Source organism: Desulfosporosinus acididurans (genome assembly GCF_001029285.1).
Taxonomy (GTDB): domain Bacteria; phylum Bacillota; class Desulfitobacteriia; order Desulfitobacteriales; family Desulfitobacteriaceae; genus Desulfosporosinus; species Desulfosporosinus acididurans.
In genome coordinates, this window is sequence record NZ_LDZY01000006.1 from 157,906 (window position 1) to 177,782 (window position 19,877).

The 19,877-nt window shown below is 45.0% G+C and carries 18 protein-coding genes and 2 pseudogenes; 1 reads left to right on the forward strand and 19 read right to left on the reverse strand.

Features of this window, described 5'->3' with window-relative positions; translation table 11 throughout:
• Window positions 1-93: 93 nt before the first annotated feature.
• From DEAC_RS10025 to DEAC_RS10095, 15 genes and pseudogenes are all read right to left on the reverse strand, one after another.
• Complete coding sequence (locus DEAC_RS10025) at window positions 94-1,209, reverse strand: homocitrate synthase/isopropylmalate synthase family protein (RefSeq protein ID WP_047809919.1); 1,116 nt, start codon at window positions 1,207-1,209, stop codon at window positions 94-96.
• Window positions 1,210-1,230: 21 nt separating this feature from the next.
• On the reverse strand, window positions 1,231-2,067 hold the full coding sequence (locus DEAC_RS10030) for a radical SAM protein (RefSeq protein ID WP_047809920.1): 837 nt from the start codon (window positions 2,065-2,067) through the stop codon (window positions 1,231-1,233).
• Between the two features lie 147 nt (window positions 2,068-2,214).
• Entirely contained in the window at window positions 2,215-2,475 is a 261-nt protein-coding gene (locus DEAC_RS10035) for a 4Fe-4S dicluster domain-containing protein (protein ID WP_047809921.1), read from the reverse strand.
• Window positions 2,468-2,866: a NifB/NifX family molybdenum-iron cluster-binding protein gene (locus tag DEAC_RS10040; protein ID WP_047809922.1), complete on the reverse strand. Its 399-nt coding sequence runs from the start codon at window positions 2,864-2,866 to the stop codon at window positions 2,468-2,470. The genes DEAC_RS10035 and DEAC_RS10040 overlap by 8 nt, the downstream gene beginning before the upstream one ends.
• A gap of 32 nt (window positions 2,867-2,898) precedes the next feature.
• Window positions 2,899-4,230 carry a nitrogenase iron-molybdenum cofactor biosynthesis protein NifN gene (gene nifN, locus DEAC_RS10045; RefSeq protein ID WP_047809923.1) on the reverse strand — a complete coding sequence of 444 codons (1,332 nt, stop codon included), beginning with the start codon at window positions 4,228-4,230 and terminating at the stop codon, window positions 2,899-2,901.
• Between the two features lie 4 nt (window positions 4,231-4,234).
• On the reverse strand, window positions 4,235-5,590 hold the full coding sequence (nifE, locus tag DEAC_RS10050) for a nitrogenase iron-molybdenum cofactor biosynthesis protein NifE (RefSeq protein ID WP_047809924.1): 1,356 nt from the start codon (window positions 5,588-5,590) through the stop codon (window positions 4,235-4,237).
• 26 nt (window positions 5,591-5,616) lie between these two features.
• Window positions 5,617-7,044: a nitrogenase molybdenum-iron protein subunit beta gene (gene nifK, locus DEAC_RS10055; RefSeq protein ID WP_047809925.1), complete on the reverse strand. Its 1,428-nt coding sequence runs from the start codon at window positions 7,042-7,044 to the stop codon at window positions 5,617-5,619.
• 14 nt (window positions 7,045-7,058) lie between these two features.
• The gene (gene nifD, locus DEAC_RS10060) at window positions 7,059-8,495 is read right to left on the reverse strand and encodes a nitrogenase molybdenum-iron protein alpha chain (RefSeq protein WP_047809926.1); all 1,437 of its coding nucleotides are present in this window, start codon (window positions 8,493-8,495) and stop codon (window positions 7,059-7,061) included.
• Between the two features lie 36 nt (window positions 8,496-8,531).
• Window positions 8,532-9,359: a nitrogenase iron protein gene (gene nifH / locus DEAC_RS10065; protein WP_047809927.1), complete on the reverse strand. Its 828-nt coding sequence runs from the start codon at window positions 9,357-9,359 to the stop codon at window positions 8,532-8,534.
• A gap of 229 nt (window positions 9,360-9,588) precedes the next feature.
• Window positions 9,589-9,972 (reverse strand): P-II family nitrogen regulator, encoded by a 384-nt coding sequence (locus DEAC_RS10070; protein ID WP_047809928.1) that lies wholly within the window; start codon window positions 9,970-9,972, stop codon window positions 9,589-9,591.
• A 3-nt stretch (window positions 9,973-9,975) separates the two neighbouring features.
• Entirely contained in the window at window positions 9,976-10,293 is a 318-nt protein-coding gene (locus DEAC_RS10075) for a P-II family nitrogen regulator (protein ID WP_047809929.1), read from the reverse strand.
• A 512-nt stretch (window positions 10,294-10,805) separates the two neighbouring features.
• Window positions 10,806-11,234: a HutP family protein gene (locus DEAC_RS10080; protein WP_047809930.1), complete on the reverse strand. Its 429-nt coding sequence runs from the start codon at window positions 11,232-11,234 to the stop codon at window positions 10,806-10,808.
• A 417-nt stretch (window positions 11,235-11,651) separates the two neighbouring features.
• A pseudogene (gene murJ, locus DEAC_RS10085) lies at window positions 11,652-13,233 on the reverse strand (murein biosynthesis integral membrane protein MurJ).
• Between the two features lie 198 nt (window positions 13,234-13,431).
• Window positions 13,432-14,535, reverse strand: a complete 1,104-nt coding sequence (spoIIP, locus tag DEAC_RS10090) for a stage II sporulation protein P (protein WP_053006362.1) — start codon at window positions 14,533-14,535, stop codon at window positions 13,432-13,434.
• A 110-nt stretch (window positions 14,536-14,645) separates the two neighbouring features.
• Window positions 14,646-14,975, reverse strand: a complete 330-nt coding sequence (locus tag DEAC_RS10095) for a phage holin family protein (RefSeq protein WP_014828893.1) — start codon at window positions 14,973-14,975, stop codon at window positions 14,646-14,648.
• Between the two features lie 193 nt (window positions 14,976-15,168).
• Here DEAC_RS10095 and rpsT point away from each other — a divergent pair, with 193 nt between their 5' ends.
• The gene (gene rpsT / locus DEAC_RS10100; RefSeq protein WP_047809931.1) at window positions 15,169-15,441 is read left to right on the forward strand and encodes a 30S ribosomal protein S20; all 273 of its coding nucleotides are present in this window, start codon (window positions 15,169-15,171) and stop codon (window positions 15,439-15,441) included.
• Window positions 15,442-15,571: 130 nt separating this feature from the next.
• Here the strand turns inward: rpsT and DEAC_RS10105 are convergent, their stop codons facing one another.
• The 4 genes and pseudogenes from DEAC_RS10105 to holA form a co-directional block, all read right to left on the reverse strand.
• The gene (locus DEAC_RS10105; RefSeq protein WP_047809932.1) at window positions 15,572-16,435 is read right to left on the reverse strand and encodes a YitT family protein; all 864 of its coding nucleotides are present in this window, start codon (window positions 16,433-16,435) and stop codon (window positions 15,572-15,574) included.
• Between the two features lie 373 nt (window positions 16,436-16,808).
• Window positions 16,809-16,967: pseudogene (locus tag DEAC_RS24155) on the reverse strand (transposase); the annotation flags it as partial.
• Between the two features lie 301 nt (window positions 16,968-17,268).
• A complete protein-coding gene (locus tag DEAC_RS10110; RefSeq protein WP_047810056.1) occupies window positions 17,269-18,477 on the reverse strand; it encodes a multidrug efflux MFS transporter in 1,209 nt (402 codons plus the stop codon).
• Between the two features lie 373 nt (window positions 18,478-18,850).
• Window positions 18,851-19,849: a DNA polymerase III subunit delta gene (gene holA / locus DEAC_RS10115; RefSeq protein WP_047809933.1), complete on the reverse strand. Its 999-nt coding sequence runs from the start codon at window positions 19,847-19,849 to the stop codon at window positions 18,851-18,853.
• Window positions 19,850-19,877 lie beyond the last annotated feature (28 nt).

Sequence of the window (19,877 nt, forward strand, 5' to 3'; positions counted from 1 at the left end):
TCCGTTCTGTCATGATCTTACTACTCCTGCTTATACTAAAGGCCTTCTTTGAGCTAGCCGCAGCAAAGAAGGCCTTAGTCTTTGATTTCCCATCTAACATGAGCTCACGACAATTTCCATAATATCATCTTCTCTCAACACCCTCTTGATTTCGCAGGCCCGCCGCAAAATTTTGGCCAGAAGCTTATCAATGGTTTCCTGATCGAGTTCTATCCCTTTAGTCTTCAACAAGCGCAGGATGCTCTTGCGGCCGGAGTATTTGCCAAAAGACGTCGTATGTTGTCTGCCTACTGTTTCGGGAGGAAAGGTTTGATAGTTGTGAAAATCCTTTTTGAGGCCGTCGATATGAATTGACGAGGTATGAGTAAAGACGTCTTGACCGATGATTGGTTTCGCTCTGGGAATTGGCCGGCCCGTGGCTAAACTTACCAGGGAAGCAATCGTATTCAAGCACTTTAAATCAATGTCTATTTCCTCAGACAGGGCGTACCTCAGGGCAACTGCCACTTCTTCCAAGGGGGCATTCCCTGCCCGCTCACCCAAGCCCCCGACCGTCACGCTGACAGCCTTAAACCCAGCCTGAACAGCAGCAAGGGAATTAGCCACAGCCATACCCAGGTCATTATGCGCATGGAATTCCAAAGGAATGCCGGACATCCTGACCAGATCCTGGAGAGTAAAAAATACTTTTAAAGGCTCTAAAATACCGACGGTATCGGCAAAACGAACTCGCTTAACACCAAGTCTTTCTGCTTCAGCCAAAATTTCCGCCAGGAAGATAAAATCTGCTCGACTGGCATCCTCCAAACCCAAAACAATATAATCGACTTCTTTTCTGGCATTTAAAATGCATTGTCCCATTTGTTCGAGAACCCAAGCCCGATCTTTTCTCAATTTGTTGCGGATCTGCTGTTCTGAAGCAGGAATAGAGATAGCGACTCCTTCAACCCCCGTACGATAACTTGCTTGCAGGTCTGTCAGCACTGCCCGGTTCCAGGTTATGAGACGAACCGGTAAATGCAGCGCTGCCAGCCGGGAAATCGTCTTAATTTCCGATTCCCCAACCGCCGGTACTCCCACTTCCAGTTCATCGATGCCGGCGTCTGCCAAAGCCCGGGCAATCATTTCCTTCTCCCGGAACCCTAAGGCGACGCCAGGGGCTTGCTCACCATCCCTTAAGGTAGTATCACATAACATAATCCTTTCCATAGCTAACACCCCTTTTCTTTCTTAAAGTATACCAATGGCGTCTGCACGACATTGCTGACAATGCTGCATTTGCGGAAGAATTCCGCTCATACTGCTCCGGCAGCCGGCAATCATTTCCTTGGAGGGAGCTTTGATATGAGACAGTTTGGCCTGGGGAATCAAAGGAACAATATTATGAATGTGGGCACCTCGCTTTTTAATTTCTTGAGCTAAGCTATAAAGCAGCTTGTCATTAATCCCCGGGATAATCACCGTGTTGATCTTTACCGTCATACCGGCCTGGGCTGCCATTTGCAGCCCTGAAAGCTGATTTTCCAGCAAAACCCTTGCTCCCTTGGGCCCTATGAGAGTTTTCCCTTTCCAGCGTACATAACTGTAAATCTTAGCTCCCACGTCCTCATCAAGGGTATTAATCGTAATCGTGATGTGGGATACTCCAATCTCTGTTAACTCTTCAATTTTTTCCGGCAGAAGCAGTCCATTGCTGCTTAAACAAAGAATCATGTCCGGAAATTCCCGTTTTACCCCTCGGAAGGTCGCAAACGTTGCACTGTTGGCTAAAGGTTCTCCGGGACCGGCAATTCCCACGACCCTATACTTCAGTCCCATCTCCGAACCCTTCACTTTACGGACAGTTTCCAGAGCTTCCTCAGGCGTTTGCACCTTGCTGGTTACTCCCGGCCGGGATTCATTAGCACAATCGAATTTACGGACGCAATAATTGCAGGAGATATTACACCCCGGCGCCACGGCAAGATGAATACGTCCTGTTTTACCATGTCCGTGAGTGGCAAAACAGGGGTGCCCCAGATTCAAATGGGAAGCTGTTTGATTTCTTTGTAAACATTCAATTTGCATCTTAATCCCTCCTATTACGTTTCTTTAAAGATCAAAACCGTAGAATATGAAATATATGCTCTCTATATCAGTATCATCCAATGGGAGATATGGTATCTATTGTCCGAAGCCCTTTTTCACGGATGAAAGATTTATTGACTTCTTAATTCAGGCAGATTTCGCCTTAAAAGTGTGGGCTTTCCGGACACAGACACTGCCGCAGGATTGACAGCCAATGCACTGATCCTTGCTGACAATGACAGCAACATGGCGTTCTGTCCCCTCATCATCCTCGAAGCTTTCCAGCCCTAAACATTTTTGCACACACAATTTAACACATCTCCCACAACCAAAGCACTTGTCTTTATCAATGGTTTCTACATATAAAGGGGTCCAGGAAAATCCCCCAAATGTCCTGCAGTCAATCACTGTTCGTTCCCCTCTTTTCTTGAGCGAGTTTCTTTCTTAACCAAGGCGGCAGTTTGCCGGAATTAAATAATTGCACCAGTTTACCCAATTCGTCGTAAATTTTTGTCCCTTCCGGCACCTTTAAGGGATGAATACCGCTCTGAACGAGGCGGGCTGCCGCCGGTCCGCCGATCTGAGTGCAATAGATAATGGCGCATTCTTTTAATTGCTTGATCCGAGCATCAACTTTATCTTCAGCCTCGTCTCCGCCGGCGGCCCGTTCCGTAAGAACTTGCGCAGAATGGACAAAACCCCGGCTTTTGCCTCCGAACTCAAAGACTTCAAAGGAAGGCGAAGAAGCAAAATGTGAATCTATAGATTCTCCATTGCTGCTGGCAAAGGCTATTAACATTCCAATACCCCCTCACATACTAATTTTTGATCCTACTTACTTTGTGAGTTTAACGTATCAAAGAGAAACTGTTGGGTCCCTTCATAACCGATCCAGCATTTTTGCGGATAACCAACCCGGTCAAACACCGGCAATCCCGCTCTTAAATGGGGCTTCTTCAGCATATCTGCAGCTTGACGGCCATTGGAATTAGCAATGATCAACGTACTGGTCTGAGCCCCCTCTTCAAGAGCCTCTAAGTCTCCCACTTCAATGGGAACAGGCAGTGAGAGCCGGTGAATTCCCGCTGGGGAGGCCGCTAAGGCCAAGGTGATTTCCGCACCCACCTCAGCCAGGCAGGACGATAAACTATACAAAAGATCCATTTCCAAAGCAACAGCAACTCTGAGCTTGCCTAATTGATCATGAAAATCAACCAGAGTATCCAACAACCGATCTCTTTGGCGCAGGACCTTTTCGGGGATCGGTCTGCCTGTTAGCCGAGCCAGAGTCAAAATAAAGGAGTCCGCTGCCGCCAGGCCGGTCAGGGAAGGAAAGTTAGTATGGGGAATCCCATACGTGCGTTTTAAAAAATCTCCGGCTTTTTCCATACTTAAACCAAAGGAAAAACAAGCTCTGCACTTGGCCAAACGCCGAAAATCTTCCAGCAGTGTCCCGCCCTGTACCAAAGGAGCTGCTTCCAGCTCGGCATGCCCGTCCAGAGAGATCGACAAATCAGGAATCGTAATCGCCTGAAAACCGAATAAACTGACAATCTCTTTTAGTTCATCCACATCCCCCGGTGTTAGATGACATCCAGGCAGTAAGACAACGGCAGGGAGAGATTCAGACTGACCTCTGGCCTTACTATCTTCCTCAGCCTTGGAGCTGCCGGAAACTTCCTCAGCAATTTCAGAATTAGCTGTCAAAGTAGTCAGCAGCGACTCCACCGTCCGCTGATAACCTTCTTGCATAGAGCCGATATAATCCGGAGTACTGGCTAAAACAACCGGCAGATCCAGTAAGTCCGTCCGTTCCGAGCGAAGGCTGGACAGGGCACTCACCATATCATCGCCAAAGGTTTCCGTCAGACCGGTACTCATTACCCCGATGATTTGCGGTTTGTACTTATCGGCTGCCACGGCAATCCCTTTTTTGAGATATTCCCAACCGCCAAAGATCGCCGAATCTTCTAAAAGAGCGGTGGAATTCAAGGGAATCGGTTCTCTAAAATGGCGGGACAGCTGCAGACGGATAAAGGAAGAACATCCCTGCGAACCATGGAGTAAGGCTAAAAGTCCATTCACTCCGAGAAAAGCCAAGGTCGCTCCCAAGGCTGGACTATTTTTTTGAGGATTACCCTGATACGATCTTGCATTCATCATGCTCTTACCCTCCCACCGGGGGAAATTCTGCTCTTAAATACCCCCAAACCGGACTAAAGACAGTTCGTGTTAAAGACTCGGCAAAGGTGACCATTCCCTCATAACCGGCATAAGGAAGTTTTCGGCCATGGTTAATATCGAGAAAGGGCGTTCGCGTTTTATGCGCCAAATACTTTGTCTTGCCTCCGGCAACAATCAGATCCGGTTTTTTCTCGGCAATAATCTTTAAAAATCCCGCTGAGCTGGTGTCTTCGATAATCTGAGCCGTGGGATCCATAAGTTCTTTCATCCGTTGAAAATCCTCCGGAGTGGAGTTTTGCGTCCCTCCCGCCAGAATATTGATCCCTAATTCCGCCAGAGTAGAAACCATCGACCAGGTCTTAACACCTCCGGTAAACAAAATAGCCTGTTTATTCTCCAAGCGCTTTTTATGATGAGCGATGATTGCCCGCGTTTCCCTTTCCCGCTTCTGCACATAGGCCTGAGTTCTCACTAATAAGTCAGGGTCCTGAAGGGCTTTAGCGATAGCAATCAAAGTTGCGGAAGTATCATGAATTCCATAAAAAGAGCCTTCAATGAATGGTATCCCATAGCGAATTTCCATTTTCCGCACTAAGTTGGTCAGGCTCTTGGAACATATCAAGACATTCAGGCAGGCTCGGTGGGCCGAGCGCAGATCATCAAACTTGGCGTCTCCCGTAATGGCCGTTTGCAGTGTAATCCCCAGGTTTTTTAAGTCAGGCAGGATTCCCCAAAGGTCACCGGCGATGTTATATTCGCCAATCAGATTAATGGACAAGGGAATTTTCTCCGCCGAAACATCGCCGCTACCGATAACCCGTTCAAACAAAACTTCGCCGGCAATGCGATTCCCGATATTCTTATCACCCAAAAAGCCCGGGGCATTGACAGGAATAACAGGAATGGGCAGTTCCGCCTCAGCCTCGGCACAAATTTTGCTCATATCATCGCCGATCAGGGCAGAAACACAGGTCGCGTAGACAAAGATTGCTTTGGGCTGATGCTTGGCGGCAATTTCCAGGATAGCTTCTTTCAGCTTCAACTCCCCGCCGTAAATCACGTCGTTTTCCAGGAGATCAGTAGTCAACCCTCGGCGGTAGAGCTGGGAACCGGAGGAGCGAGCTCCTCGGTTATCCCATGAGTTCCCCGCACAGGCAATGGGACCGTGAACAAGATGAGCAGCATCCGTAATGGGCATCAGCACAACTCTGGCTCCATCATAAGCACAACTCCGCTCTGCGCCTTCGCCGGGCAGGGCCTTCATGCACAATTTCGGCGAACCGGCCTCCGCCAGGGAAGGTTTATCTTTGAGGTCCAATTTTGTCAGGTTGGTAAACATGAATGACCCCTCCGTTCTCAACGCATCTAACGCATTAATTCAAAATAGGTGTCTGTGGAATTCCTGTCCTTTTCCTCCAGAAAGGTATTGACAATCATGGTAATCAAATTAATAACCCCGTTATAACCAATGATCGGATAGCGGTGGAGATTCACCCGGTCGTAAATAGGCAGGCCGATGCGAATTAAGGGAATATCGGCATCGCGGGCAGCATATTTGCCGTGGCCGTCGCCGATCAACATGTCAACCGGTTCCGTCACCAACAAAGACCGCAGGTGCCAGAGATCTTTGCCGGGATAGAGTGTCGCGCCTTGACCGTAAGGACTGGAGGCAAGCAGCTTCTCCATCGCTTTCTTAAAGGCGGGGGTGGAGTTGGTACAAACGATATGAACAGGCTCACCGCCCATTTCCAAGAGGAAGGAGACGACGCCGATCAGAATATCCGGATCGCCAAAAAGAGCAAACCTCTTGCCATGAATATATTGATGAGCATCTGTCATAGCATCAACGGCCCGTCCCCGCTCACGGGTGATTTCCTCGGGAACATCCTGGCCTGTGAATTTGGCGATGGCTTCAATGAATCTGTCCGTTCCCCCCACGCCGATGGGCATAGGAATTGTTTCCACAGGGACTCCTTTGCCTTCCAGGTACTTACCGGTTGCCGGAGTGGAATAGGACTGTAAGCATAAATAGCTCTTGGCATTTAGGGATTCCTTCATTTCCTGAATGGGGGTTCCGCCGGGGAAGAGCTCATAGGTGCCTAAATTCGGGGAATCTAAGACCTCACTGTGATCAGGAATAAGGGTGAAGGGAGCGCCCATGATTTTGAGATAGCGCTTATATTCCCGAAGATTCGAGGGATAAGTATCAAATCCAGGGACAACATAGAGCCTGTCGTTAAGTTTATCCTCCTCTCTCGGCTCGCCTAAACAGTCAATAAGACCTTTAAGCATGGAGTCATAACCCATAATGTGCGACCCCTTAAAGCTCGGTGTATTGGCTAAAGCAACAGGGAAATCGTTAGGAATTGAACCTTGTTTTTTGGCGTTCCCTAAATAAGCCTTAATATCATCGCCAATAACTTCCGCCATACAGCTGGTGAAAACCGCGATCAGCTGGGGCTTGTAAACGGTATAAGCATTCTTCAACCCTTCATGAAAGTTATTCTGTCCGCCAAAAACGGCCGAGTCCTCAGTCATGGAATCGGATACCGCCGCTACAGGCTCGCGGAAATGCCGGGCCAAGGTGCTGCGGAAATAAGCAGCACACCCTTGAGAACCATGGACAAAAGGCAGACATCCTTCAATTCCCAAAGAACAAAGCAGGGCACCGAGGGGTTGACAGGCTTTAGCCGGATTAATGACCAATTTTTCACGGGCAAAATTCTTTTCCCGATATTCCATCGTATTAAGCCAATCTTTTGTGACCTTAGTACAAGTCTCCATATGCGACATCCTTTCTGCCCAACTTATTTAGCCCAAGGAGCTTTAATTGATTTCCAGGTAGGGCTGTTAATGGCCATATCCATATCCCGCGCGAAAATGGGGAACCCTTGGTAACCATGATAAGGCCCTGAATAATCCCAGGAATGCATTTGCCGGAAAGGCAGACCCATCTTCTCAAAAACATATTTCTCTTTGATCCCTGACCCGACAAGATCTGGCTTTAGTTTGTTGACGAATTCTTCAAGTTCATAGGCTGTCACATCATCGTAAATAAGGGTCCCATCTTTAATATTGGCCATAGTTTTGTCATAATCTTCGCCGTGGGCAAATTCGTAACCCGTCCCGATTACCTCCATGCCTAAGTCCTCATAGGCCCCCACTACGTGCCGGGGTCTGAGTCCTCCTACATAAAGCATCACCTTTTTACCCTCAAGACGCGGGCGATAAATCTCAATAACCTTTTGCATTTCTGCTTCATACTTTTCTAGAACCGCATGAGCTTTTTCCATAATGACATCATCAAACATAGCGGCAATTTTAAGAACCGATTCTCTGATCTTCGTCGGACCAAAGAAGTTGAACTCCAGCCAAGGAGTGCCGTAAGTTTCCTCCATATGACGGGCCATGTAATTCATACTGCGATAACAGTGAATTAAATTCAGCTTGACAAGATGCCCGTTTTGCAGCATTTCCACAGTTGAATCCCCGGTCCAGATATTAACAACATTTAAGCCCATTTCTTCCAGAATTTTTTTGCTGGCCCAAGCATCGCCGCCAATATTGTAATCCCCGATAATCCCGACATCATAGGGACCGACGTCCCGTTTTGGGCCTTTGCCGATAAGGTGATCGCGGATGGCGTCATTGGCAATATGATGACCCAAAGACTGACTGATGCCCCGAAATCCCTCACAGCGAACGGGAATGACCGGCAGCTTCAGCTTCTCAGTCATACGCCGCGCCACGCTCTCAATATCATCACCGATCAACCCTACAGGACATTCCGAGAGGACAGAAACCCCTTTGGTATTGGGAAACAGCTCCACAACCTCTTCAATAACTTTCTCCAGCTTTTTGTCTCCGCCATAGATGATATCGCTCTCCTGAAAGTCTGTGGTGAATAAAAAAGGGACAAAGTTATCAACACCGATCTCACCCTCAGCCAGATTCCTGCGGTTAGCCCAGGAGTAAAACCCGCAGCCCACGGGTCCATGGGAAATATGGGTAACGTCTTTTACCGGCCCCCAAACAACTCCTTTAGCTCCCGCATAGGCACACCCCCTGGCAGTCATCAGCCCCGGAACTGTTTTAGCGTTTGATTTGACAGCACAGCTGGAACACTCATTATTTTCTTTGACGGTGATATGTTTTCTCCGATTCTTCTTGGCCTTCTCCGGATAAAGCTCTAATACTTCTTCCACAACCTGTTTCCGGAAATCCGTTGTCTCTAATACACTCATAAGGCTGTCCTCCCTCATTTCCATCGCTGCCCGTTATTACATTTCCATAATGCCGAATTCCATCATTAAGGCTTCTAATTCATCCATACTGAGCGGAGTCGGGATGGTCAGCTCTGTATTATTCTCGATTTTTCGGGCCAATTCTCGATATTGATCTGCCTGAGGATGGCTGGGATTATATTGAATGACCGTTTGTTTGCGCACTTCAGCTCGCTGAACCTCATTATCCCGGGGCATAAAGTGAATCATTTGCGTATTTAACGCTTTAGCCAAGGCCTCAATCAGTTCCTGTTCTTTATCTACAACACGGCTGTTACAGATTAAACCACCTAAACGCACCGTTCCGGTCAGGGCATATTTGAGAATCCCCTTCGAAATATTGTTGGCCGCATACATCGCCATCATCTCGCCGGAAGTTACAATATAAATCTCCTTAGCCTTATTTTCACGGATCGGCATAGCAAACCCGCCGCAAACAACGTCCCCTAAAACATCATAAAAAACATAATCGGTATCCGAGGTATAGGCTCCGTTTTCCTCCAGGAAGTTAATCGCCGTGATAACTCCTCGTCCTGCACAGCCTACCCCTGGTTCCGGCCCCCCTGATTCCGAACAGCGAATACCTAAAAAGCCTTCAACTAGAACATCTTCCAGTTCCAAATCTTCCACAGTCCCCCGCTCCCGGGCTAGGTCCATCACTGTCGTTTGAGCCTTGCTGTTGAGAATCAAGCGCGTGGAATCCGCTTTAGGGTCACAACCCACGACCGTGACTTTTCTTCCCATTTCAGCCAGAGCGACCACTGTATTTTGGGTGGTCGTTGATTTGCCGATACCACCTTTTCCATAAATTGCGATTTGCCTCATGACAATACATCTCCTTTTATCGCTAACCTTCTAACAGGAAATTTGCATTTACCATCCTAATCGTTATCTTTCACCCTTCTCCAGGGACTATTTAACTCTTAACTTCTACTCTTAACACTTGACTCTTACTCTTAACTCTTAACTTTCAACTCTTAACTTTCAACTCTTAACTTTCGACTCTCAACTTTCAACTCTTAACTTTCGACTCTTAACTTTCGACTCTTAATACTTAAACGACAGCTTCGCCTCCGGTTTCTCCGGTACGCACCCGGACGACTTCTTTCAGCGGACAGACAAAGATTTTCCCGTCTCCCATATGCCCCGTCTGGTTTGCTTTAATAATTAAATCCACAACCTCCTGAACTTGATCATCCTGCACCACGATAGTTAACAGCCGTTTGGGAATCCAGTGGAATTGGGACTCATCCGGGTGTACCTGATCAATCACGGTATTCAATTCCGGATCAACCTCAGCGGCCCATCCTCCAATTCCACCTTGTTTGCCGCGGCCCTCGACGCTTTGAATGGTAAGGGCGGGAAATCCGGCATCTTCGAAGACTTTCTTAGTGGCGGGAACTTGATGCCGCCGTATAAATGTCATAATTTCTTTCATAAATTACAACCCCTTTGTTCCAGAACTTACGGTATAAGCCTCTTCCACTTCCGTCACAAAAATTTTCCCATCCCCCATGGTTCCCGTTTTCGCTTTTTCGAGGATAAGGGAAACGGCCTCTTCCAGTTTGTAATCTTCAATCACTAAGAGCAGAAGCGTCTTGGGAAACTCATCGTAAACAACGTCGCCAATTCTGATTCCTTTCGTTCTGCCGCGCCCAAAGACATGCATTTTCGTTAAGGAAGGCATCCCTGCCTGAGCCAAGGACTCAGCGACCTCCTCCGTTTTATCAGGCCTGACAATTGCTCTAATCATTTTCATAGAAACCATCCTCCTTCAAGTTTTAGCGCCTATAATTTTTTGTTTAAATCCGCTGGAACCTAGGTAAACGATCAATCGCATCACCTCCTGCAGTGAACTGAAGTTTTCGAATGTCCACCACCACTTATAGAAGGGCGGTAACCAAATGCCCTTGAGAAAAGTCCTGAGAAAAAGACAAAGAGAGCCCTAATTTCTAAAATTAAGGGCTCTCTAAAACACTTTACCGCTCCAAACCATTCTTTGGTTTGGTGCCCGGTTATTCAATTATCCCAATAGGCTCTAACAAAATCACTGTTTCTCTTCAACACTGTTACACAACTATACGTTTTTACAAGACTCTTTTTACAAAACTAATCTTTCGCAACTACACATTTTACACTACTGTTAAATGCAGGATGTCTAATCAGCCTTTTAATCGGCCTTAAGATTTCAGTTTCCCCTGTTTAAACCCATCTTCAATACAATCTCAAACTCTAATGCCGAATTCTTTTCAGCCAGGAACCCCTATGAAATCAAAGATGCATAAATCCCAAACCGACACGAGAATGTTCCAAAAGAGGGTGTAAGGAGGACCGACCAAAAATTGCTACCGCAATCCACTCTGTATCCGTTGTTAAACCGATTTTTAGAGCAAAACTGGCATTGCTGTTCGTATGAATAAAAATACTGTTGCTGGCTTCCAGTGTTGCATGGATCAGAGCGTGAATTTTGCGCCCTTCCTTGGGAATTACTCCCGTGTTAAAAGCAGCTGAGATCACGGAATTGGTTAGTTTCCCCGTATGCTGCAGAGTCGAGACCGTTCCCCCAAGTTCTGTCACCCCGCAGCGAATAGCTGCAGATTCCTGAAGAGCTTTCTTGAGCCTTTCTTCTTCCTCTCTCGTTTCAGTCATAGCCAAAAGGATTGCGGAACGTTCCAAGGAAGGCTTCGCTTTAACTTTCACAGAACATCCCCTTCCCTTTAACGACAAAAAAAGCCGCCAGATATCATTTAGATATCTCGACGGCTTCATTGCCTATTGGTTAACTAATAATAGATATAATACCTAAGAATTGGGTTTTTGTCACAACTGATATGTTTCCATTTTCCAGGAAATAACGTTATTTAACCAACGTTTCATGATAGCAACGTCTAAATCCATCGATTTACTAAAAATTTCGTTCAACAAGCGAACTCGTTCAGCTAATGCTGAGCATCGGGGCTTCAAATACAATAATGTCCAGTGGACATTATTGCCGAGCCGCCTTTCCCAATAGGAATACTTAGCGGCGAAGGAGGACTCTACCCCACCTGAAGTTAACGAAGGACCCACCCCCACTTATAGAAGCGGGGGCCTTAAAAACTAGTTCAAATCGTAGTCTTAATGGGCCTTTTTAAACCTCCGCTGCAGTAAACCAACGGTTTGCTCGAACTCTTCCATTTTCAAGAACTTTGCCGACAGGCCAAAGACTAAAGCTCCAAGAACCGTGCCGGAAATCAGGACAATAAGCGAGGAAATAGTTTTTACCCCTAAAAACCTCGTCACCCACTGGCTCCAGATCCAAATGACAAAGGCCATCAGCAGAGAAGAAAGCAGAGTCTTTAAGCCGGTTATCAACATATTTTTCCCATCCATTTTGCCCAATTTTTTACGCAGGACATAGAACAATAACAACATATTGACAACGGCTGAGACTGTATCAGCCAGGGCAAGTCCCCCGGCAGCCAGAGGATGAACCAGCAAAAACATACATAATATATCAATGGCCATGGAGATTAGTCCCAAAATCACCGGCGTCCAAGTATCCTGCAGGGCATAGAAAGCCCGAGGCAAAATCTGAATCACCGACTGAGCAGAAATTCCCAAACAGAAATAGAAGAGAGGGACTGTTGTCTGCAGCGTATCTTCAGCCGTAAAATGCCCATGTTGAAAGAGAGTACGTATGAGAGGAAAACGGAGAACAATCATGCCCACAGAAACAGGAAGGGTGATAAAAACGACCATCCGTATGGTGCGGGAAATTGTTTCACGAAGTCCATCCCATTGTTTTAAAGCAGCCTGCTCTGTCATCGTTGGAAAAGAGGCTACAGCAATTGCTAAAGCAAAGATCCCGACAGGCATTTGGAAAAGACGAGATGAATTCCAAATAGCAGAAATACTCCCTGGGAAAAACGGGCTCGACCCAAAATAGCTTATGTTTATTTACAGCAATCTGAATTTGATTTAGAGAATAACTCAAAATAATCGGCACTGCCAAAGCAGCAATCCGGCGTACACCGGGATGACGCCAATCTATAATAGCGTGATAACGTATTCCAACCTTGCGCAGAGCAGGGATTTGAACCGCAAAATTAACCAAAGCACCCACAACTACTCCCACAGCAAACCCAGAAATACTCTCCGGCTTCGTAGGGTTCGCCAGGATCGTCCCAAAAAAAATAACACATGCATTATAGAGCACAGTCCCCAAAGCAGACGGCCAAAAGATTTTATAAGAGTTCAAAACTCCCATGGTCAACCCGCTAAAAGCCATAAATAAGGGCTGCATCAGCAGAATTCGCGTCAACTGAGTTGTGAGAGCTATATTCTTAGCTTGGAACCCGGGAACCATAAGCTTTAAAAACTCCGGCGTGAAAAAAAGTCCAAATACTACGAATACCGCAAGCACCATGAAAATTATATTTACAACGGAACTTACTACTCGCCAGCCTTCATCTTCATTTCCTTGAGCAATATATTTGGAGAAGACAGGAATAAAAGCAGCACTTAAAACTCCACCCACCAATAGCCAATAGAGCAGGTCAGGGAGAATAAACGCTGTATTATAGGCATCCGTAACGCTACTTTGCCCAAAAAATCCTGCAATTAATGTTGTGCGTAAAAAACCCAGGAGTCGCGAAGCCATTTGCGCTGCCATTAAAAATCCGGCGGCTTTTAAAAGTGTACGGTTGGTTGATGACATTTCTAACCTCTTCTCCCCATCATCCTAGTCTCACCTTCCGCATTATAGCATTTTTCACGAGATAAAGAAAACTTAGCTGACGCTCGATGCGAAGACACTGTCTTCGCACGTATTAGTTCTTCTTGCAGTATTCAGCCAAAAGCCATACTTTCTGATAGTACCGTAAAACTTAGTGATTCTTCCTTCTTATCCATTATGTTATCTATTAGACGTTCCTTTAAGATAATCCGCCAAAATATTGGCGACGGCTTCCGCCGCACCGTTAGCTTCCTCTAAAGTATTGAGCTGACTTCCAAATTCCAGCAATATGCCGCCGTTAGAAAGATGTTGATTGTAGCGGGCATCGTCGGCGTAACTAATATTGGCCACAAAAAGACCGGGATACTTCTTATTCCCCAATGCAATAAGTTTCCTTGCCAAAGCATCATTGATTTGCCAATGAGGGTTTTTCTTACCAATGACAACCATTACCGGGCTAACATCTTTACCCTTAACACTGACAGTCTCCTTGGACACCCCCGGCGGAAATCCATCCCGATGAAGGTCGATTAAGATTTTAATGGTCGGATAATCTTTAAGAAGTTTGGCTGCCGTATTAATAGAACGGGAATATGCCGTCATGAAATTTTCTCCATCATGGATGGTTAGAGAATGAGCGGCTTCAATGCCATGTTGTTCCAGGGACTTTTTCAAAGTTTCTCCTACCGTAACAACGTCTCCATTTTCCCCTTGCTTGCGGTCCGGACCTCCGTCTCCGGAATAACATTCACTGTTATGCGTATTGTAAATTCCCACAAGAACATCCTTGGAACCGGAAACTGGCGGTGCAGGAGTCGTTGCCGCATTATTACTCACTTTAGGCGGGCTTTCAATAGGTTCAAGTATTGGTCCCTCAAACTCCGGATCTTTAGGATTATAAGCCCACCCTAACCAAGTCGGCCCTTCAGGAGGCGGAGAAAAATAGCTAAGAAAAAACGTGCGCGGATCGGCGACATTAACACCTGTTAATAAATACATTCCAGTAGCTAAACTCTGACTCCTTACCTCATCTAAGCGGGCACGCTGCGGTTGAGAGTAACCCGGAATCCCTTCCAGCAAGACAGCTTCCAAAGGAAAGGATTGCTGAGTTAAAAACTGGACAAATTGGACCGAGCTTTCATTTTTAATTGAATATATAAAGCTTAGCAGGACAAGGCAGCAGACCAGGCCAAAAAACAACCCTCTAATCCATTCTTTAAATTTCCAGGCTTTAATTTTTTTATTATTGTAATGATTATAATGATAATAATTTTCCCGCAACAAAGAACTTGTCCCCCTTTCTCCTATTGAAGAAATATGAGGGACAAGTCTTAAGTAGAACTAAAAAGTAATTTCTGTCTTGATGTTTATCGTTGTTAGCCCCAAAAAATTAACTAACGGAGTTTTGTCGGCACAAAACTATCTACAATTCCAATAACCAGGGAAGCTAATAAAGCCCCAATAATGGAAACTGAAATGGAACCGGGAACGATAAACTGGCTCAAATAAATAACTACAGCTGCAGTTATGAAGCCAATAGAACCTCGTCCCATCCGTGAAACCTTGTTCCCAAAGGCCAATTCAACCAAATATCCTAAAACAGCAATGACCACCGCTGCAATTAGGGCACCTGTGAAACCGGCAACTCGCAGGCCGGGAACAATATAGCTCACTAATAACAAAACCAAAGCAGATACGATAAACCTTACGATCATACCTATCATTGATAGACCCCCCCTTATTTATTTTCTCGCTTTTTTTGAAAGCAATCTTAAACTACGAAACTAGTTTTAACAAAAAACAAGAAATTTATTTATTCCATTCTCATCCTAATTTACCTTGATAATTATAAATCAAAATGTTAAAATATAGTTTGTGTACAACTGAGGATATCGCAACCAAAGGGGGTGACTATAAGTGCCAAACATTAAATCTGCCATCAAAAGAGTCGAGTTGGGCAAAGCTCGCATGATTAAGAATGCTGCTGCGAAATCAGCTTTACGTACGACCATCCGACGTTTTGAAGAGTCAATCAGCACAGATTCTGAGACTGCAGCACTCGCTTTGAAAAAGGCTACTCGTGCTTTGGATAAAGCCTCCTCCAAGGGTTTAATTCATAAGAACCTAGCAGCTCGCAAAAAGTCCCGTCTGACTAAGAGATTTCATACACAATTTTCCAAAGTAGGTTAAGCTTATATTTCTTACGATGACGCAAAAAGAGAGCGACGATTTATCGTCGTTCTCTTTTTGTGCTCATTACTAGGCGAGTTCATCATCTTCAGTAAAAACGAGTTCATCATTTTTGATAATGGACAACGTTTTACATATAGGACTTGTCGATAGAAAAGCCGCGACCGTTTACCTTATTAACTTGGTTAATTATCATAAACGCATTAGGATCTATAGAAAGGGCCAGCTTATTAAGCAAAGGCAGTTCTCTGTTTGAGACTACTGTCAGAAGAACTGGGGTTTTATCGTGGAAGTAACCTGTCTCTGCTTGAATTATGGTGGAACCTCTGTCCAAATGGTGGATAATCATCTGGTTAATTTCCTTGTATTTTTTACTGATGATTTTTACCTGCATACGGGATTGCCCGAGCAAAAGCACTTTATCTAAGACAACGGTATAGATAAGTACCAGCAAGATTCCATAAAGCACTTGCTCCTTGTTGGCAAACAGCATTTGTAATAACAAGATTGTGAAGTCGAAAGCGTACAAAGTGATGGAAACAGAAACCCCAAATTTCTTATTCAATACCAGGGGAGGTATATCCATGCCTCCGGTGGATGCACCTGCTCTAATGACAAGTCCAAGGCTTAAGCCGATCATAAGACCGGCATAGATAGCAGAAAGCAAATGGTCAGAAGTCATGCTCTGCAGAAATGGGAAATTTTGAAAAACGCCAAGAATTAATGGATAGTAAAAGGTGCTTATCAAGGTAGTCAGAGCAAAGGCTCTGCCCAGTACCAGTGCGCCGAGGATAAACATGGCAATATTGAAAAGCGAAACAAAGAGTGTAATAGGGATATTAAACTGATGATAAAAGAATAAGGCTAATCCTGTTGAGCCTCCAGTTATCAATCCGCTAGGGAGAATAAAGGCAGTTACTGCCAAAGCATAAAGAGTATTGCCGAGGAGAATTAAACCAATAGTTTTGAAGATGGACCAATTAATTTTAACCATATAAATCTACTCCTTGTAAATTCTTTCACTAAATGACAGCCTAGGAAAAACCTTATGTTAAGATTTATAATTTTAATTCACTTCAGCCGGATAGAATAACTAGTTTAGCTCATGAGGTCAGAGCTTTAGCTGAACGAGTTCACTATATTGACACTCCCACGGCTGAAGCCGGTGGGATTCTTGGGTGATTAAACCAAAATCTATTTCTAGTATCGGAGTATGACCCCAAGTTCAAGGCTATGCCATTAGCCCGTCCTAGAGCAGTACAAAATGGTACTCTAGGCTGATAGCCTGTTACCAGCTACCACAGTTGCAGAGATTATATTTATCGCCCCAACTCGATCTCGATGAGCCATAAATCCACATTCACATTGATACTTTCTGAATGTTCATCACATAGTTCTTGCAGAATCTCCCTAAACCTTCTATCTACGTCCTTTACTAATATCTTGCGTCTGTAGCGTAGGCAAAAAACAAAATGATAGTTGATTAAAGAAACAGTGGTGGTTGTTCGTCGATATTCTTGTCCCATATCATTATTTTATCCGTTGTTCAATGATACTACAACGGATTATTTAGAAACGAAACGGGAGCCGCCTTCATCCCACGATTGAAACCGTGGGCTTTTGGCTACGTTTCTGTAAAGAAGTGCACATCTAAGTTACTAGGCAAACTTTGTATTTTCCGATCGTAAGCCCCCCACTTCAAGTGGAGGGCTCATATCTTGCTTCGTTGGGGGTAGAGTCAACCCGCTAAGCCATGAAATTGTTACGTAAACCATAAAACATAGAGCAGCTAAGCATTCGGCCTAGCTGCTCCATATTTTATGCGGTTTAATATGCATTTTCCTTTAGGCAAAGCTTTTTATACACTTTAAAATACACCCAGATAGCATTTATCAGCAACAATGCGCTGGATACAAAAAAGACATATTGTATCCCCAAGTAGGCTGCCACCTGCCCGCCTAAAACAGCACCGCCAAATACGCCCAGATACCCCGCAGACATGGTAAATCCAAAAACTGCGCCAGTAAGAGAATCTGGTGTAATTTTCTTAACAAGGGTATTAATTGAAGGATTCAATCCGGCTATTGCTAATCCTAATAAAAAGCGCAGTCCTATCAGTTGCCATGGATTTTTTACAAAAGCTTGGGGTATATAAATAATTCCGGCAGCAATGAGTGCAACTAAAACAACCTTATGCGCACCTATTTTATCGGAAAGTCGGCCCAGCCTGGGAGCTGAAATAATATTTGCCAACCCTGAAGCCGAGAATGCTAATCCGGCCAATATTGCGACATGAGCAGCGGCAGTACCTTGGGTTAAGTGGGTAACGTAAACAGTTACAATAGGTTCTATAGAATATAGTCCTAGAGTTAAAATAAAAAAGGTTACAAGCAGAACAATAGTTAAACTCTTTTCGGGGATTTCTTCCCATGTCTTTTTAATACTCTTTGCCTTTTTATCCTGACGAACAAAAGATTCTTCTACAAACAAAGCGGTCATAATAAATGCAATCAGCAGCAATGCTCCTGTTATGAAAAATACAGGTTGAAAACCAAGGTACTCTTCAATTAAGCCGCCAATAATTGGGCCTAACAAAGAACCTGCAATACTTCCGGTTGAAAGCGTACCCAGCGCATATCCAGCGTGTTCCTTATCCGTTTGAGTTGCAATCAAGGCAGTACAAGCTGTGCTATAACCTGTTATTGCGCCCTGTAATAATCTTAGTCCAATCAGTACATATACATTCGGCGCAAACCCCATGCAGCCGATAATGAGAGCCATACCAAGGCTTGCCCGCAGAATCATAGGCTTTCGCCCAACTTTGTCGGCAATATGACCCCAAATCGGCGAGAAAATAGCGGAAATTATATAGGTAATACCAAAAGCGATTCCGGAAAGTTTGGCAATGGAAGATGCATTATGAACCCCCAAATGCTGAATATAAAGGGGCAATACCGGGGCAATTTGACTCATTCCTATACCTGCTACAAACATTCCAAACCAGCAAACGAATAAATTTCTTTTCCAAATTGGCATAAAAATAAGCCTCCTTTTATAATCCGTTACAATAGCCGAGCGCCTCTTATGGACGAAATCCAAAAAGGCGCTCACTTCGTGATTCCTAAAAAGTTCTTCGGCTTTAATCCAAGGAAGGAATCCAATCGTCAACCATAAGCACGTCCGCTTATCTAAGCATGCATCTGAAAGCACTTTAATGGCATAGTCTTTATCAGCAGCTTCGCGCAATGTTGACAGAACGACACCACTTGTTGACCAACAGGGCAGTTTTATAATGTTTATTTTCCATGTGTTTTACAACTCCTTTGCATTACGATGGCATAAATGGAGAACTCTCCATATATTATAACAGGAGAGTTCTCCACATGTCAACAACGTAAATTAGAGCACTTTACTCGCAAAATTTCACAATCATCACTTCTAATAAAAGCCCCGGATCTCCGCCGCTTGTTTTCAGGGCCAGATCTGTCTTTAAACATTCCTGCAGCCCTCGGGTTAATTTCTCCGTCGAGAGATGGAGGGATTGCTGCCATAACTTTTGAGCTTCAAAGGGTGAAATTCCCAAAGCTGACGGCGCTTCTGAAACGCTTCCGCCCCGCTCTCGTAAAGCATTACAGCCTAAGAGCAGCCGCACTTGACGAACCAGCAACGTTAGTACCTTTAGGGGATGCTCCTTGCGCAGAACTTCATGTAAGGCCGTAATTGCCTCCTTGGCGGAGCGCTTCGCCACCGCATCAAGAAGTTGAAAGACGGTCGCCTCAATAGTTTGGATCGTCACTGCTTTAAAATCGTCTGCCGTGATCGTCTTCCGATCTCCTATATAAATTTCAAGTTTATCTAATTCTCGGTTTAGGACGCCCGTATTATGCCCGGCCCATTCAATAAATTGGGCAACAGTCTGACGGCTCATCGTTTTTCCGCGAAGTTTTACCTCATCTTGAAGCCATTCAAGCCAATCCTGAGGTCGTTTGGGAGAGCGAAACTCCAGAATTTCTCCCGCTCGATCAAGAGCTTTATAAAGCTTCCTCCCTTTGTGGACATTATCCGCCAGAAACAAAAGACAAGTCGAAGGATTAGGATTCGTGAGATATTCCAGTATAGGCTCGAGATCAGCAGTTTGTCCGTCTTGGAAATAAGTAACCTCTTCAACTACAACTAAGCGATTAGCAAAAAAAGACATGGAATTAGCTAATTCACAAATATCGCCAGGAACAACAGACTTCGCTGAAACACGCTCGATCCCGCTTCCTGAAGGATCTGTCTGAAGATAGAAGGACTTAAGAACCTCATAGGCCTCTTGCCTTAAATAATGGTCTTCACCATGCCATAAATAAACGGGTGGAATCTTACCCTTTACAACACTCGCCTTAACTCGTTCAATTTCTTTCATGAAATCCACCCCCCCTTTGCTCATTTTA

Coding starts and splice junctions, on each gene's coding strand:
- DEAC_RS10030 (WP_047809920.1), bottom strand. CDS start 2,067: ATGCAAATTGAATGTTTACAAAGAAATCAAACAGCTTCCCATTTGAAT.
- DEAC_RS10075 (WP_047809929.1), bottom strand. CDS start 10,293: ATGAAAATGATTAGAGCAATTGTCAGGCCTGATAAAACGGAGGAGGTC.
- DEAC_RS10070 (WP_047809928.1), bottom strand. CDS start 9,972: ATGAAAGAAATTATGACATTTATACGGCGGCATCAAGTTCCCGCCACT.
- nifH (WP_047809927.1), bottom strand. CDS start 9,359: ATGAGGCAAATCGCAATTTATGGAAAAGGTGGTATCGGCAAATCAACG.
- DEAC_RS10095 (WP_014828893.1), bottom strand. CDS start 14,975: ATGATAGGTATGATCGTAAGGTTTATCGTATCTGCTTTGGTTTTGTTA.
- nifD (WP_047809926.1), bottom strand. CDS start 8,495: ATGAGTGTATTAGAGACAACGGATTTCCGGAAACAGGTTGTGGAAGAA.
- nifK (WP_047809925.1), bottom strand. CDS start 7,044: ATGTCGCATATGGAGACTTGTACTAAGGTCACAAAAGATTGGCTTAAT.
- DEAC_RS10025 (WP_047809919.1), bottom strand. CDS start 1,209: ATGGAAAGGATTATGTTATGTGATACTACCTTAAGGGATGGTGAGCAA.
- nifN (WP_047809923.1), bottom strand. CDS start 4,230: ATGATGAATGCAAGATCGTATCAGGGTAATCCTCAAAAAAATAGTCCA.
- DEAC_RS10105 (WP_047809932.1), bottom strand. CDS start 16,435: ATGGTTAAAATTAATTGGTCCATCTTCAAAACTATTGGTTTAATTCTC.
- nifE (WP_047809924.1), bottom strand. CDS start 5,590: ATGTTTACCAACCTGACAAAATTGGACCTCAAAGATAAACCTTCCCTG.
- DEAC_RS10040 (WP_047809922.1), bottom strand. CDS start 2,866: ATGTTAATAGCCTTTGCCAGCAGCAATGGAGAATCTATAGATTCACAT.
- DEAC_RS10110 (WP_047810056.1), bottom strand. CDS start 18,477: ATGCCAATTTGGAAAAGAAATTTATTCGTTTGCTGGTTTGGAATGTTT.
- holA (WP_047809933.1), bottom strand. CDS start 19,849: ATGAAAGAAATTGAACGAGTTAAGGCGAGTGTTGTAAAGGGTAAGATT.